The following is a 14,728-nucleotide window of genomic DNA, read 5'->3' as shown; positions in this document are numbered from 1 at the left end:
CACGCGCGAAGGGGCGGCACTTTCACGTGAAAGTGCCGCCCCTTCGTCGTTGTGGTCCTACTTGAGCTTGGTGCCGGCGGAGCCGAGGGCCTGGCAGGCCTCCACGATCCGGGCGGCCATGCCGCCTTCGGCGGCCTTGAGGTACGAACGCGGGTCGTAGAACTTCTTGTTGCCGACCTCGCCGTCGATCTTCAGGACGCCGTCGTAGTTTTTGAAGAAGTGGTCCACGATCGGGCGGGTGAACGCGTACTGCGTGTCCGTGTCCACGTTCATCTTCACCACGCCGTAGGAGACGGCTTCGCGGATTTCTTCCGGCAGTGAGCCGGAGCCGCCGTGGAAGACCAGCTCGAACGGCTTCGACCCGGCGTCGAGGCCGAGCTTCTTCGACGCGGCTTCCTGGCCGCCCTTGAGCACGTCCGGGCGCAGCTTGACGTTGCCCGGCTTGTACACGCCGTGGACGTTCCCGAACGTGGCGGCGAGCAGGTAGCGGCCGTTCTCGCCGGACCCGAGCGCGTCGATCGTTTTGAGGAAGTCGCCTTCGGCGGTGTAGAGCTTCTCGTTGATCTCCGCCTCGACACCGTCCTCTTCGCCGCCGACGACGCCGATCTCCACCTCGAGGATGATGTTCGCGGCCGCGGTCTTGGCCAGCAGCTCCTGCGCGATGACGAGGTTCTCGTCGAGGTCGATGGCGGAGCCGTCCCACATGTGGGACTGGAACAGCGGGTTCTGGCCGTTTTTGACGCGTTCGGCGGAGATCTCGATCAGCGGGCGGACGAACCCGTCGAGTTTGTCCTTGGGGCAGTGGTCGGTGTGCAGCGCGACGTTGACGTCGTAGCGGGCGGCGACGACCTGCGCGAATTCGGCGAGGGCGACGGAGCCGACGACCATGTCCTTGACTTTTTGGCCGGAGGCGAATTCGGCGCCGCCGGTGGAGAACTGGATGATCCCGTCGCTCTCCGCTTCGGCGAAGCCGCGGATGGCGGCGTTCACGGTTTCGGACGAGGTCACGTTGATGGCGGGGTAGGCGAACTCGTTCGCCTTGGCCCGATCCAGCATCTCCGCGTAGACCTCGGGGGTCGCGATGGGCATCGGTCAGGTCCTCTCGATCTCCGGCTGGGGAACCCGTCGAACATAGCGTGACGGCCGGTGCGCGCCGGGCCGCCGTGACCCATCGCTGGGGTTTTCCCCAGTGGGGGACGCGGTACAACGGGTCGGCTCGGCGGCCGGCGACGACGAAGTCGCGCCCGCCGGGTGCGAGTGGTGTCGACGACGACCTTCCCGTAACCGAATCCCAGGGTGCGCCGAAGTCGTGGGCACCCGCCGCCGAGGAGTGAAATGACTGCCATCGTCCAAGTCACGGGCCGGGAGATCCTGGACAGCCGGGGCAATCCGACCGTCGAGGTCGACGTCGAGCTGGCCGACGGCTCGTTCGGGCGCGCGGCGGTGCCCTCGGGCGCGTCGACGGGCACCCGGGAAGCGGTCGAGCTGCGTGACGGCGATCCGCACCGGTACCTGGGCAAGGGCGTCACCGGCGCGGTCGCGGCCGTGAACGGCGAGCTGGCCGACGCGGTCGTCGGCCTCGACGCCGACGACCAGGCCGCCGTCGACCGCGCGATGATCGAGCTCGACGGCACGGCGAACAAGGCCCGCCTCGGCGCGAACGCCATCCTCGGCGTCTCGCTGGCCGCCGCGAAGGCGGCCGCCCAGACCCACGTGCTGCCGCTCTACCGCCACCTCGGCGGCGCCGACGCGCACCTGCTGCCGACGCCGATGATGAACATCGTCAACGGCGGCGCCCACGCCGACAACGGCATCGACTACCAGGAGTTCATGATCGCCCCGGTCGGCGCGACGAACTTCGCCGACGCCGTCCGGATCGGCTCGGAGATCTTCCACACGCTGCGCAAGATCCTCCGCGACGCCGGGCACAACACCAACGTCGGCGACGAGGGCGGCTTCGCCCCGCAGCTCGGCTCGGCCGACGAGGCACTCGACTTCGTGGTCCGCGCCGTCGAGAAGGCCGGCTACGTGGCGGGCGACGACGTCGTGCTGATGCTCGACCTCGCGGCGTCGGAGTTCTACGAGGAGGGCGTCTACCACTACCGCGGCGAAGGGCGGAAGCGCTCGGCCGAGGAGCACGTCGACTACCTGGCCGGCCTGGTCGACCGGTACCCGATCGCGTCGATCGAGGACGCCATGGCCCAGGACGACATCGCCGGCTGGCAGCTCGTCACGCGCGAGCTGGGGGAGCGCTGCCAGCTCGTCGGCGACGACGTCTTCTGCACCAACGTGGAGCTGCTGAAGCACGGCATCGAAAACGGCGTCGGCAACGCGATCCTGGTGAAGGTCAACCAGATCGGCACGCTCACCGAGACGCTCGAGGCCGTCGAGGTCGCCTACCAGGCCGGGTACGGCGTCGTGCTCTCGCACCGGTCCGGCGAGACCGAGGACACCACCATCGCGGACCTCGCGGTCGCCGTCGACTGCGGCCAGATCAAGACGGGTTCGCTCTCCCGCGCCGACCGCACGGCCAAGTACAACCAGCTGCTGCGGATCGAAGAAGACCTCGGCAGCACCGCCGTGTACGCGGGCCGGCACCCGCTGACCCGGAAGGCGCGCTGAGGAAAGACCGCGGAGGCCTGGCGCGAGTCAGGCCTCCGCGGTTTCCGCCCGGACCACGTTCACGAGCGCGAGGTGGCGGAGCCCGGCGAAGAGCCGTTCCCCGAGCAGGGTGGTGATCAACGCCGTCTCGGCGGGCCGGCGGGCGGGCCCGACGTCCGCGATCAGCCCGGCGTCGACCTCGGCGGTCGCCCGGGCCAGCGCGGCGTAGTCGGCGAGCTTGCCGGTGACGGCGCTGTGGCCGAGGGCGTGGAAGGTGGCCAGGACGGTCACGAGGTTCGCGATGCTGGGATCGGCGGCGTCCACGGTACCGCCGTCGTGCTCGCCCAGCAGGGCCCGGACCCGGTCCAGCGCCCACGCCCGGGCGGCCTCGCCGGTCGGGCGCGTGCTGACCCGGCCGTCCTGGGCGACGCCCAGCACGACGGGGGAGGCGTGGCCGGAGTCGAGCGCGGCCAGCACGGCGGCCACTTCGGCCAGCGAAAGGCCACCGATCTCGCGGAGCGCGCAGACGAGCCGGAGCCGCCGGAGGTGCTCGTCGGAGTACTGCGCCTGGTTCGGCCCGATCCGGCGCCCCGCGGGCAGCAGGCCCTCACGCAGGTAGTACTTGACGGTCGCGACCGGCACCCCCGACTCCGTGCTCAGCTCAGCCATCCGCATGTGCCGGTACCCCTTCTCCGTCTCCCTGCCCGCGCACGGGAGACCCAGTGGATCGTGGACTCTCGGCGGCTGCCCAGCACCGGGCGGAAAATCTAGTGCGATGCCCACACCTCGCCACCCGTCCGGCCGGTACTGGACAAATCCTTGAACCCCATCGGCGAGACTCGGGCCAGGAGCTTGCCGGCGACGAAGGGGCGGGCCATGGCCACCATCTGCGGGACCGACGCCGCGTACACCCTCGACGAGCTCGAGGCGGACGCCGCGGGGATCGCGGCCGAACTGACCGCGCGAGGCCTCGGGCGCGGCGATCGCGTGCTGCTCAAGGCGGACAACTCGATCGGCTACGTGACGGCGGTGCTGGCCCTGGTCCACCTCGGCGCGTCGATCGTGCTGATCGACCACCGGGACAGCCCGGCGGCCACCTGCGACGTCCTCAGCCGTGCGAAGGTCAAGGCGTGCCTGGTGGACGACGCCGCGGTGGCGGCGAGCGTCGCCCCGGTCCCGGCAATCCTGCTGCCGGAGCTGGCCGCGGCCGCCCGGCCGGTGCCGGGCGGTGTCGACGCCGGGGCGTGGGCCGCGCTGCCCGACGGGCTGCTCATGTCGTCCTCGGGGTCGACCGGGCGGCCGAAGGTGGTCGTGAAGTCCGGCGCCGTGTTCCTCGCCAACCTCCGGCGCACCGCGGACACCCTCGGCTACACGCGTTCCGACGTCCTCGCGCCGTTCCTGCCGTTCTCCCACCAGTACGGCCTGTCGATCGTGCTGCTCGCCTGGCTGGTCCGCTGCTCGCTGGTGGTCGTGCCCTACCGCCGGCTCGACCACGCGCTCGGCCTGGCCGGGCTGCGCGGCGCGACCGTGCTCGACGCCGCGCCCTCGACCTACCGCAGCATGCTGAACATCACCCGGCAGCGGCCGGTCCTGCGGGCCGCGCTGCAGCGGGCGCGGATGCTGTGCGTCGGCGCGGCGCCGCTGAACCACCGGCTGGTCGCGGAGTACCGCGGGGAATTCGGGAAGCCCCTGCTGGACGGCTACGGCAGCACGGAGCTCGGCAACATCTCCTTCGCCGTGCCCGGCAACCCGGTCGCCACCGGCCGCCCGGTCCACGGGGTGGACGTCCGCGTCGTCGACGACTCCGACGTCGCGGTCGCGCCCGGCGAGGTGGGCGAGCTGCTCGTGCGCACCCCCGACCTGCCGACCGGGGTGCTGGACGACGCCGGCGAGGTGGCACCGGAGCCGGGCGGCTGGTTCCGCACCGGCGACTTCGGTCTGCTCGACGGCGCCGGCAACCTCCACGTCCTGGGCCGCAAGCGCGCGGTCCACCGGATGGGCTACACGCTGTACCCGGACATGATCGAGGCGCGCGTCGCGGAGGCGGGCTGCTGCGCGAAGGTCGTCGCGGTCCCCGACGAGCGCCACGGCAGCCGCCTGGTCGCCTTCGTCGAGGACGAGGCCGGCCACGCCCCGGCGTACTGGCGCGAGCGGATGGCCCGGATCCTGCCGCCGTACGAGGTCCCCAACCGGGTGGTCGTCGTCGACAGCTTCCCGCTCAACCGCAACGGCAAACCGGACGGCCGCCGCCTGGAAGAACTGGCGGCCACCGCCTAGCGCGAGCACCGGGGAAAGCCCGCCTGGGTGGTCTGCCGCGGCTTGTCGTGAGTGGTTAGGGCGGTTCTAACCGCCCTAACCACTCACGACAAGCCGCGCCGTCGCAGGTCCGCGGCATCGAAGCCGAACTCCGTGAGCACCGCGTCCGTGTGTTCGCCCAGCGCCGGGATCGGGTCGAGGCGCGGCGGGCGGCCGGGCACCGTCACCGGCGGCAGCGTCATCCGCAGCGGCCCTGCCGGCGAGCCGACCTCGGCGAACCGGTCGCGTTCGGTCAGCTGCGGGTGCTCCAGGACCTCCGGCAGCTCACGCCGCCGGGCGTGAGCGATCCGGCCCTCGCTCAGCCGCGCCGCCAGCTCCTCGCCGGTCAGCTCGGCGAAGATCACGCCGATCTCCCGCTCCAGCTCGGCCCGGTGAGCGACGCGCGCGCTGCCTGTGGCGAACCGCTCGTCGGACGTCCACTCGGGACGGCCGACCGCGTGCCGGCAGAAGGCGGCCCACTCCCGGTCGTTCTGCACGGCCAGCACCAGCTGCGTCCCGTCGCCGGCGGCGAACGTGCCGTACGGCGCGATCGCCGGGTGGCTCGTGCCGGCCCGCGGCGGCGGGGTGCCGCCGAAATCCGTGTAGTAGAGCGGGAAACCCATCCACTCGATCAGCGCGTCGAACAGGCTCACCTCCAGCTCGGTGCCCTCGCCGGTGCGTTCGCGGTGGAACAACGCCGACAGGATGCCGGAGTAGGCGTACATCCCGGCCCCGATGTCGGCCGCCGGGATGCCGCTCTTCGCCGGCTCGTCCGCCGTGCCGGTCACCGACACCAGCCCGGCTTCGGACTGGATCAGCAGGTCGTACGCCTTCGCGTCGCGGTACGGGCCGGTCGAGCCGTACCCCGAGATCGAGCACGTGATCAGCCCCGGCCGTGACGCCCGCAACGCGGCGGCGCCGAGCCCGAGCCGCTCGGCGACGCCGGGGGCGAAGTTCTGCACGAAGACGTCGGCGCCGTCGATCAGCCGGCCCATCACCTCGGGCGCGGCCTCGTGCTTCAGGTCGAGCGTGACGCTCTCCTTCGACCGGTTCAGCCAGACGAAGTGGCTCGAAAGCCCGCGGACGGTCTCGTCGTAGGCCCGCGCGAAGTCGCCGCTGCCCGGCCGCTCGATCTTGAGCACCCGCGCGCCGAGGTCGGCCAGGTGCCGCGTGGCCAGCGGCGCCGCGACCGCCTGCTCGCAGGAGACGACGGTGACGCCGTCGAGCGGGAGGGAAGGCAGGGAAGACACCGCCGCATCCTGTCACCTCACCCGGACGCGGGCGGGGTGACCGGATCCCGAGGTCCGGCCAGTAAGGTGATCGAAGGGTTTCGGCCCTGTTCGGTGACGTTCGCGACGGCGGCGTCCCGAGCGCCGGTACGCGAGCGCAAGGCGGTGCGACCCACCGCCCGGCACCGCTCCGGAAACCCCGCATCGCAGCTGAGACTGGAGATCCGTGGCCCTACGCAGCGGCCTCCGGGCCTTGCCCGGGACAGAACTGGCCGGCCGGGAGTGGGAGGTCCGGCTGCTCGCCGACCGGGCCCGGGCCGCCGCCGTCGGCGCGGGGCAGGCGGTCCTGCTGCGCGGGCCCGCGGGGATCGGGAAGACGAAGCTGCTCGCCGCCGCGCTCGACGAGCTCGACGGGATCGCCGCCACCGTCCTCACGGTGGCCTGCCCGGACAGCGGGGTCGCGGCCTACGAAGCCGTCCGGGCGCTGTTCGAGCCGCTGCAGCCGGCCGGCGCCGCCGCGGCCGACCTGCTCACCGGCAGCGCCCGGCTGGCGCTGCCGGCCCTCGTCCCCGCGCTCGGCGAGGGCCAGGGCAGCGCCGACACCTACTCCGTGATGCACGGCCTGCACTGGCTCACCGCCGGCCTGGCCGCCCGCGGCCTCGTGGTGCTCGCGCTCGACGACGTCCAGTGGTGCGACGAGACGTCGCTGCGGTGGCTGGGGTTCCTGCTGCGCCGCGCGGAAGACCTGCCGTTGCTGGTGCTGATGACCCAGCGGACCGGGCCGGACGAACCCGTCCCGGAGGTGCTCGGCGAGATCGGCGCGGCCCTGAGCTGCCTGACGGTCGACCTGGCGCCGCTGTCCCCGGACGCCGTCGCCGACGTCCTGGAGTCGGCGTTCGGCGCGGCGCCGGACCCGGTCTTCGCCGCCCGCGTCCTCGACCTCACCGGCGGGAACCCGTTCCTGCTCGACCGGGTCGTCAGCCGGGTCCGGGACGAGGGGACGCCGGGCGCCGAGCGCGTCGCGCTGCTCGAACGGATCGGCCGCGAGGTCGTGGCGCGGCCGTTGCTGGACCGGCTGCCGGAAGGCGCGTTCGCCGTGGCGCGCGCGATCGCCGTGCTGAGCGGGGAAGACCTGGAGACGATCGCCGCGCTCGCCGGGACCCAGCCCGGCCCGGCGAGCGGCGCCGTGCGGGCCCTGCGCGCCGGCGAGCTGCTGGCGCCGGACCGGCTGGACTACGCGCACGACCTGATCCGCACCGCGGTGCTGGACTCCGTGCCGCCCGCCGAGCTGGCCCGGTTGCGGGAACGCGCGGCCGTCCTGCTCAACGACCGCGGCCGGCCCGCCGAGGAGGTCGCCGTCCACCTGCTGCTGCTCGACTCGGTGCCGCAGCCGTGGATGGTGAACGTGCTGCGCGACGCCGCCGTCTCGGCCGAGGGCCGGGGCGCGCCCTCGGCCGCCGCCCGGTACCTGACCCGCGCCCTGCGGGCCGACGAGGACGACGTCGCCGTGCTGGTGCACCTGTCCCGGGTGCAGGGGCAGCTGGACCCGGCGTCGTCCCTGTGGCACCTGGAGCGGGTGCTGGGCCTGGTGACCGATCCGCGCCGCCGGGTGCCGGTCGTCATGCAGTACACGATGATCTCGCTGGCCGCGCAGAACTCCCAGCGGGCCTACGCGCTGGGCGAAGAGGCACTGGACGCCCTGGTCGCGGCCGGCGGCCCGGACCCGTCGCCCGCCGACCGGGCCCTGCGGATGCTGCTCGAGTCCGCGCTGCTGCTCTCGGGCCTCGACGAGAAGTCCGGCGTGCCCCGGGTCAGCGCGCGGCTGCGCGACGTCACGCCGCCGCCCGGCGACACCGCCGAGGAACGCCAGCTGCTCGGCATGCTCTCGTCGCTGGGCACACTGCAGGGCCGGCCGGCGGCCGAAGTGGCCGACCAGGCGAGCCGGGTCCTGCTGATCGGCGACGTCGCCCCCGGCGGCTGGGCCGTGCTGGGCGCCGTCCTCTCGCTCTACCTCGGCGACCACGGCGAGCCGGCCCTGACCGCGATCAACGAGCTGCTCAACCACGCCCAGAGCCGCGGTGAGGCGTGGACCTACGCCCTCGGCGCGAGCACCCGCGCGCTGATGCACGAGTTCACCGGGAACCTCGCGGAAGGGCTGTCGGACGCGCAGTACTCGTTCGACGTCGTCACGCAGGAGCGGTGGGCTCCCGGCGTCTCCATGCCGCAGGCGGCGCTCGGCGCGATGCTGGTCCGTCAAGGGGACCCGGTCCGCGCCGAAGAGGTGCTGGACACGGTGACCCGGCCGCGGCTGTCGGAGTTCACCCTGGAGTACCACTGGTTCCTGATGGCCCGCGCCAGGGCGCGGGCGGCGCAGGGCGACGTCGAAGGCGCGCTGACCGTGCTGCGCACCTGCGGGGACAGCCTGCGCGGCAGCGGCATCGGCAACCCGGTGCTGGCGCCGTGGTGGTACGACTCGGCCGAGCTGCTGGCGGGCCTCGGCCGGGTGGCCGAGGGCGTGGCCGTGCTCGACGAGGTCGAGCCGGCGGTCCGCCGCTGGGGCACCACGCGGGCCCTCGGCATGCTGGAGACCGGCCGCGGGGTGCTGGCCGACGGCGACGCGGCGATCGAGCGGCTGTCGGCGGCCGCCGACGTGCTGGCCGGCTCGCCCGCCAAGCTGGAGCTCGCGAAGGCCGAGTACCTGCTGGGCCGCCGGCTGCTGCGCCGGGGCGACACCGAGGGCGCGCGGGAACGGCTGCGCCGGTCGATCGACCTGTCCGTGCTCAGCCGGGACAAGCAGCAGCTCGGGCTGGCGCTGCCGGCGCTGACCGAGGCGGGCGGGCGGATGCGCAGCGGGACCGACTCGCCGGCGGACGCGCTGAGCGGCAGCGAGCGGCGGGTCGCCGAGCGGGCCGCGACCGGCGCGACCAACCGGGAGATCGCCGAGTCGCTGTTCCTCACCCAGCGCACCGTCGAGGTGCACTTGACCAGCGTCTACCGCAAGCTGGGCATCAAGGGCCGGGCGGATCTCGCGGAGGCCCTGCGCACCTGGTGAGCCGCGGTATCCCTTACCCGCCGTCACGCATTGCCCGCTTGTGCCACCCGGAATGGCCAAGGGGGACGGAAATGCCCGTCCGGCGGCCACGGCGTCGGCGGATGCCGTAGTGCGGAGCTAGCCTCCCTGGTGGATCCACCAGTCCGAGCGCCCGTCGTCGCGCCGAGGGAGGTCGTCCGTGCCGTACCACCGGCCACTGTCCGTGATCAACTCCGGACACCACCGCCCGGCCGGGCGGTTGATCGGCCGGGAGCGCCAGCTCGCCCTGCTCGACGACCTCGTCGACGGCCTCTTCGCGGGCCGTCCCGCCCGGGCCGGCGTCTCGGGTGCCGCCGGGACCGGCCGCACGGTCCTGCTGCGCCACGTGCTCGCCACCGCCCGCGAACGCGGCGCCGTCGCCGGCCTGGCGTCGTGCTCGCCGGTGGAGACCGGGATCCCGTTCAGCACGGCGTCGCAGCTGGTCGCGGCCCTGCACTCGCCGGCGCGGTTCGCGGACCTGGCGACCGAGTGCTTCGCCGGCCCGTGCGACGCCACCGTGCCGCTGCTGTGCGACGTGTTCGCCGAGCTGGCCGCCGACGGGCCGCTGGTGCTGGCGATCGACGACCTCCAGTGGGCGGACGCCTGGTCGCTGCGGTGCTTCGCCACGATGGCCGCCCGGCCCGGCCCGATCCTGCTGGTCGCGGCCGCGCACGGCCCGCTGGCGCGCTACCTCGGCGACGGCCCGGGCACCCAGCTGGACCTGCCGCCGCTGACCGAGGCGGAGACCGCGGCGTTGCTGCGGGAGATCCCGGGGGCCCCGGGCGGGGCGGCGTTCACCACGGCGGCGCTGAGCATCGCGGCCGGCCGGCCCGCGGTGCTGCGCGAGATCGTGACGCGCTGGAGCGCCGACGGGCGCCCGCCCGAGCCCGAGCAGGTACCCCACCTGGTGCGGATCGGGCGCGCGGTGACGTCGGCGCGCGCCGCCCGCGTCCGGCGCGGCCTGCCGGCCGACGCGCTGGCGCTGCTGCGGGCGATGTCGGTGTCCACATCGGACGTCGTGCTCGCGGGCCGGCTGGCGGGCCTGCCGGAGACCGCGGTCGCCGGTGCGCTGGAACCGCTCGTGGCGAGCGGCCTGGTGGCGGCCGGGCGGCCCGCCGAACCGCACCTGGCGGCGGAAGTGCTGGCGGAGCTGGACGCCGACGCTCGCGGCGACCTGCACCGGCGGGCGGCGGAACTGGCGCACGGCACCGGGGCCGGCGCGACGGTGGCGGCCGACCTGCTCTGCGCGGCGCCTGCGGTGGGGGAGCCGTGGGCGCGGACGGTCCTGGTGGAGGCGGCCGAGCAGTGGTTCCTGCAGGGCCGTACGTCGGCGGCGGCCGACGCGCTGCGCCGAGTGCTGCTGGAGCCGCTGGAACCGGCGGAGCGCGCGGCGTTGCTGCTGCGCCTGGCGTCGATGGAGGTGACGCGGGACCCCGAGGCGGCGGACGGGCGGCTGCGCAGGATCCTGGCCGAACCCGGACTGAGCACGTTGCCCGCGGCCGTGACGGCGGCCGACCTCCTCCTGGCCCGCGGCGACGTCGAGACGACCCGGCGCGCGGTGGCGGAGCTACGCGGCCGCGCGTTGGTGTCCACTGTGGAAAGTGACGTGGCGGACGCCCCCGTCTCGTCCACTGTGGACTCGGACCTGGTCGCCCTCGGCCGGATCGCCGAGGAGGAAGCCGCGGTGGACCCGGTCATGCCCGTCGCGCCGCTCCTCTGGAACCCGCGGCCCGGCGGTCCCGCCGAAGCCGGGGCCGAAGCCTGGTGGCTCGCGACCCGGGGCGAGGACCGCCGCCGGGCGCTCGACCTGGCCGAGCAGGCTCTCATCGTGCGTGAGGACGCGCCGCTCATGCCGCGGATCGCCGCCTGCCGGGCCTTGCTGTGCTGCGACGAGCTGGAGTCCGCCGCCGAAGGGCTCACCGCCGTCGCCGCCGCGGCCCGGCGCCGGGACGCCAAGGCCGCCGCCGCGCAGGCGCTGCTGCACCGGGCCGTCGTGAACCTGCGGCGCAACCGGCCCGACGACGCCCTCCACGACCTCACCGCCGCCGGGCGGGAGCTGCCCGTCCGGTGCTGGCACCCCGCGCTCGTCCCGGCCTACCTCGCCGTCGAGATCTCCGCGCACCTCAAGCTGGGCCGGACCGAACGCGCCCGCCGGCTCGCCGCCGAACCGCTGCCGCGCGGCGGCGAGCACACCGCGGGGCAGGCGTTCCTCCTGTACGCGCGGGCCGAGCTGGCCCTGGCCGCCGACGAGCTGGAGGCCGCCCTCGCCGCGGCCCGCGAGTGCGGCCGGATCCTGCGGTCCCGGCAGTGGGTCAACCCGATGCTGTGCCCGTGGCGCACGATCGCCGGCTTCGCGTTGCGCAGCCTCGGCGACGGCGCGGCGGCCGCGGCACTCTCGGCCGAGGAGCTGTCGCTGGCCGGCTACTGGGGCACCGACGGGGCCTTCGACGCCCTGCGTGAACGCGCGGTCGCCGAACTGCGGCGCAGCGTGCCCGCGCAGCGGCGGCCGGCCGAGCCGGTGCCCGAACCCGTGCTGCCGCCGGGACGCCGGTTCGAGCCGCGCCGGCCGGAGGTGCTCTCGCCCGCCGAACAGGACGTCGCCGCGCTCGCCGCGCGCGGGCTGCCGAACCGCGAGATCGCCCGGGAGCTCTCGATCGCGCTGCGCACGGTCGAACTGCGGCTGACGAAGGTGTACCGCAAGCTCGGTCTCAAGGGCCGCTCCGCGCTCACCGAGCGCTGGGCGACCTGGACGCTGGGGGACTGACCGGTGCTGCTGGAACGGGAAGCGCACCTGTCGGTGCTGGACGAGGCGGTGCGCGACGCCGACGCCGGGAGCGGCGGCCTGCTGCTGATCCACGGCGAGGCCGGCGCCGGTGGCTCGGCGCTGCTGCGGCACCTGGCCCAGCTCGGCGCGGCCCACGGCGCGCGGATCCTGCGTTCGAGCGGGGCCCAGCTCGAACAGGCCTTCCCGCTCGGGGTCGTCCGGCAGCTCGTGCTGCCGATCCTCGCCGACCCGGACGACCCGGCGCTGCCGCCGGTGGCCCGGCAGGTGCTCGGCCCGCTGGCCGACGGCTCGGCCGGTCCGGCGGAGCTGGCGTCCCTGCTGCACGGGTTGCACGCGCTGCTGGCGCGGCTGAGCCGGTCCCGCGGGGTGGTCGTGCTCGTCGACGACCTGCACTGGGCGGACGAGCTTTCCTTGCGGGCCCTGGCTTTCCTGGTCACCCGGCTGTCCGGCATGCGCGTCCTGATCGGCGCGGTCCTGCGCGACGGCGCGGGTGCCCGCACCGCGTTCGTGCCGGAGATCGAGGCCGCCGCCCGCCACCACGTGCGGGCCGAGCCGCTGTCGCTCGCCGCGACCGGGCGGCTGGTCGCCGCGCGCTTCGACGCCGGTCACGACCCGGAGTTCGCGGCGGCCTGCCACGAGCTCACCGGCGGCCGTCCCAAGGACCTGCGGGCCCTGCTGGACCGGGCGTTCTCCCACCGGTTGACGGCGAAGGCCGACGACCGCGCCCGGCTGCGTGCCCTCGGCGCGGACCTCCGCCGCGAGCGGCTGCGGGTGCTCGTCCGGCGTGATCCGGAGGTCGAGGCCTTCGCCCGGGCCGTGGTCGTGCTGGGGCGGCACGCCGAACCCGCGCTCGTCGCGGCGCTGAGCGGGCTGGCCGACGCCGCCTGCAGCGCGGCGCGCGCCGCGCTGCAGGGCCCCTGGCTCACCGTCGCCGCGGACGGCCGGCTGGTACCCGAGGCCGCGCTGGTGCGGGTGGTCGAAGAGACCGCGTCGGCCGCAGACACCGCCGCCGCCCACCGCACCGCGGCCGGGCTGCTGACCGTGCGGGGCTACCCCGCGGAGGACATCGCCGGGCAGCTGCTGCGCGTCGACACCCTGTGCGGCGGCCCGGAGATCGAGATGCTGCGGGCGGCCGCCGTCGGCGCGCTGCGCCGGGGCGCGCCCGAGTCCGCGGCGCGCTACCTGCGGCGGGCGCTGCTCGAACTGCCGCCGGGCAGCGCCGGGCGCGCGCCGCTGCTCGTCGAGCTGGCCGCCGCCGAGCTCGGCCCCGACCCGGCCTCCGCCGTGCGGCACCTGGTCCAGGCCGCACCGCTGCTGCCGACGGTTCGCGACCGGGCCGCGGCGGTCACCCGGATCCCGTTCACGATCACCGCGCGCGGCCCGCTGGTGACCGAGCTCGTGCGCGCCGTCGCCGGCGAGCTCGGCCCGGCCGCCGCCCTGACCGGGCACGACCGCGACCTCGCCCTGCGGCTGGAAGCGCACGACTGGTTCGCCGCGCTGGAGGACCCGGCCCGGCTGGCCGCGGCGCCGGCCCGGCTGCGCGAGCTGACCGACACCCCGGCCGGCCCCGGGGCGGCCGAACGCGAGCTGCGGGCCGTGCTGCTGCTGGCCGCGACGCTGGCCGGGCGGATCGACGCCGAGGAAGCCGCGCGCCGGGCGACCTGCCTGCTGGACCACGAGCCCGCGCGGTCCGTCCGCGCCGGGGCCATGCTGCGGATCGTCCCGGTCGTCCTGGTCGCGGCGGGCCGCGTCGACGTCGTGACGCCGTGGCTGTCGGCCACCGGCGCGGCGGGCACCGCGGCGACCCGGGCGCTGCTGGACGTGCACCGGGCGCTGGCGCTGCTGGCCCGCGGCCGGGCCGCGGCGGCCGGGGAACCGGCGGGCCGGGCGTTCCGGCTCGCCGAGCCCGCCGGCTACGACGTGCTCGCGCTACCGGCCACGATCCTCGGCCTGGTCGCGACCGCGACCGGCGACCGGACGCTGACCCGCACGGTGCTGGACGACCTCCCGGCCGGCGACGGCCTCGCCGTGCTCGCCGTCCAGCGGAGCCTGCGCGGGACACTGGCCGCCGCCGACGACCCCGGCGCGGCGCTGGCGCAGTTCCTCGACTGCGGGCGCCGGCTCGACCGGGCCGGCTGGCGCAACCCAGCCCTCTACCCGTGGCGCACGTCGGCGGCGCTACTGGCCCACCGCCTCGGCCGCACCGACGAAGCCGGACGCCTGGCCGAAGAACACCACCGCCGCTGCGTCGCGTGGGGCGCACCCGCAACGGTCGGCCGCGCCCTGCGAGTCCTCGCGGCATTGGACGCCGGCCGCGACGGAATCCGGCTGCTGCACGAGGCGGTCGAGTTGCTCGCCCGCTCACCGGACGACCTGGAGGAGGCCAAGGCCCGAGCCGACCTGGCCGAGCGGCTGAGGCCCACGGAACCCGAAGCGGCGCAACGGTTGCTGGCCCGCGCCCAGGCCCTGGCGGAAACCTGCGGAATGGGCCGCCTGCTGACCCGCGAGGCCGGCCCGGTAACCCACACCGAGCCCGCTCGCGCAACAGCCGAACTGACCCGCGGCGAGGCAACGGTGGCGGAACTGGCGGTGCGCGGGAGGACGAACTCGGAGATCGCCGAGCAGCTGAGCATCAGCCGCCGAGCGGTGGAGAAGCACCTGACAAGCTCTTACCGCAAGCTGAAGATCGACGGCCGTCCGGACCTGGCCGGCGCCCTGGGCGGCCGCACCGCGGAGGAGTGACACCGC

The 14,728-nt window shown here is 75.0% G+C and carries 8 protein-coding genes; 5 read left to right on the top strand and 3 right to left on the bottom strand.

The window, feature by feature from the left end; genetic code table 11:
• Positions 1–57: 57 nt before the first annotated feature.
• Positions 58–1,089: a class II fructose-bisphosphate aldolase gene (gene fbaA / locus OG570_RS36045; protein WP_326945215.1), complete on the bottom strand. Its 1,032-nt coding sequence runs from the start codon at positions 1,087–1,089 to the stop codon at positions 58–60.
• A gap of 246 nt (positions 1,090–1,335) precedes the next feature.
• On the opposite strand from fbaA, the gene eno reads away from it, so the two are divergent.
• Positions 1,336–2,622 (top strand): phosphopyruvate hydratase, encoded by a 1,287-nt coding sequence (gene eno / locus OG570_RS36040; RefSeq protein WP_326953354.1) that lies wholly within the window; start codon positions 1,336–1,338, stop codon positions 2,620–2,622.
• A 27-nt stretch (positions 2,623–2,649) separates the two neighbouring features.
• Here the strand turns inward: eno and OG570_RS36035 are convergent, their stop codons facing one another.
• Complete coding sequence (locus OG570_RS36035) at positions 2,650–3,276, bottom strand: MerR family transcriptional regulator (RefSeq protein WP_326953353.1); 627 nt, start codon at positions 3,274–3,276, stop codon at positions 2,650–2,652.
• Between the two features lie 201 nt (positions 3,277–3,477).
• Here OG570_RS36035 and OG570_RS36030 point away from each other — a divergent pair, with 201 nt between their 5' ends.
• The gene (locus OG570_RS36030) at positions 3,478–4,878 is read left to right on the top strand and encodes a class I adenylate-forming enzyme family protein (protein ID WP_326953352.1); all 1,401 of its coding nucleotides are present in this window, start codon (positions 3,478–3,480) and stop codon (positions 4,876–4,878) included.
• An 83-nt stretch (positions 4,879–4,961) separates the two neighbouring features.
• On the opposite strand, the gene OG570_RS36025 is transcribed toward OG570_RS36030, so the two are convergent.
• Positions 4,962–6,137 (bottom strand): CaiB/BaiF CoA transferase family protein, encoded by a 1,176-nt coding sequence (locus OG570_RS36025; protein ID WP_326960260.1) that lies wholly within the window; start codon positions 6,135–6,137, stop codon positions 4,962–4,964.
• Between the two features lie 214 nt (positions 6,138–6,351).
• Between OG570_RS36025 and OG570_RS36020 the strand changes: the two genes are divergently transcribed.
• The 3 genes from OG570_RS36020 to OG570_RS36010 all read left to right on the top strand — a co-directional run bounded on the left by OG570_RS36020 (position 6,352) and on the right by OG570_RS36010 (position 14,722).
• Positions 6,352–9,177, top strand: a complete 2,826-nt coding sequence (locus tag OG570_RS36020) for an ATP-binding protein (RefSeq protein ID WP_326953351.1) — start codon at positions 6,352–6,354, stop codon at positions 9,175–9,177.
• A 178-nt stretch (positions 9,178–9,355) separates the two neighbouring features.
• Positions 9,356–11,959, top strand: a complete 2,604-nt coding sequence (locus OG570_RS36015) for an AAA family ATPase (RefSeq protein ID WP_326953350.1) — start codon at positions 9,356–9,358, stop codon at positions 11,957–11,959.
• A 3-nt stretch (positions 11,960–11,962) separates the two neighbouring features.
• Complete coding sequence (locus OG570_RS36010; RefSeq protein ID WP_326953349.1) at positions 11,963–14,722, top strand: AAA family ATPase; 2,760 nt, start codon at positions 11,963–11,965, stop codon at positions 14,720–14,722.
• Positions 14,723–14,728 lie beyond the last annotated feature (6 nt).

It is taken from the genome of Amycolatopsis sp. NBC_01286, from assembly GCF_035982555.1.
GTDB lineage: Bacteria > Actinomycetota > Actinomycetes > Mycobacteriales > Pseudonocardiaceae > Amycolatopsis.
This window is presented reverse-complemented; position numbering and strand designations above follow the sequence as displayed.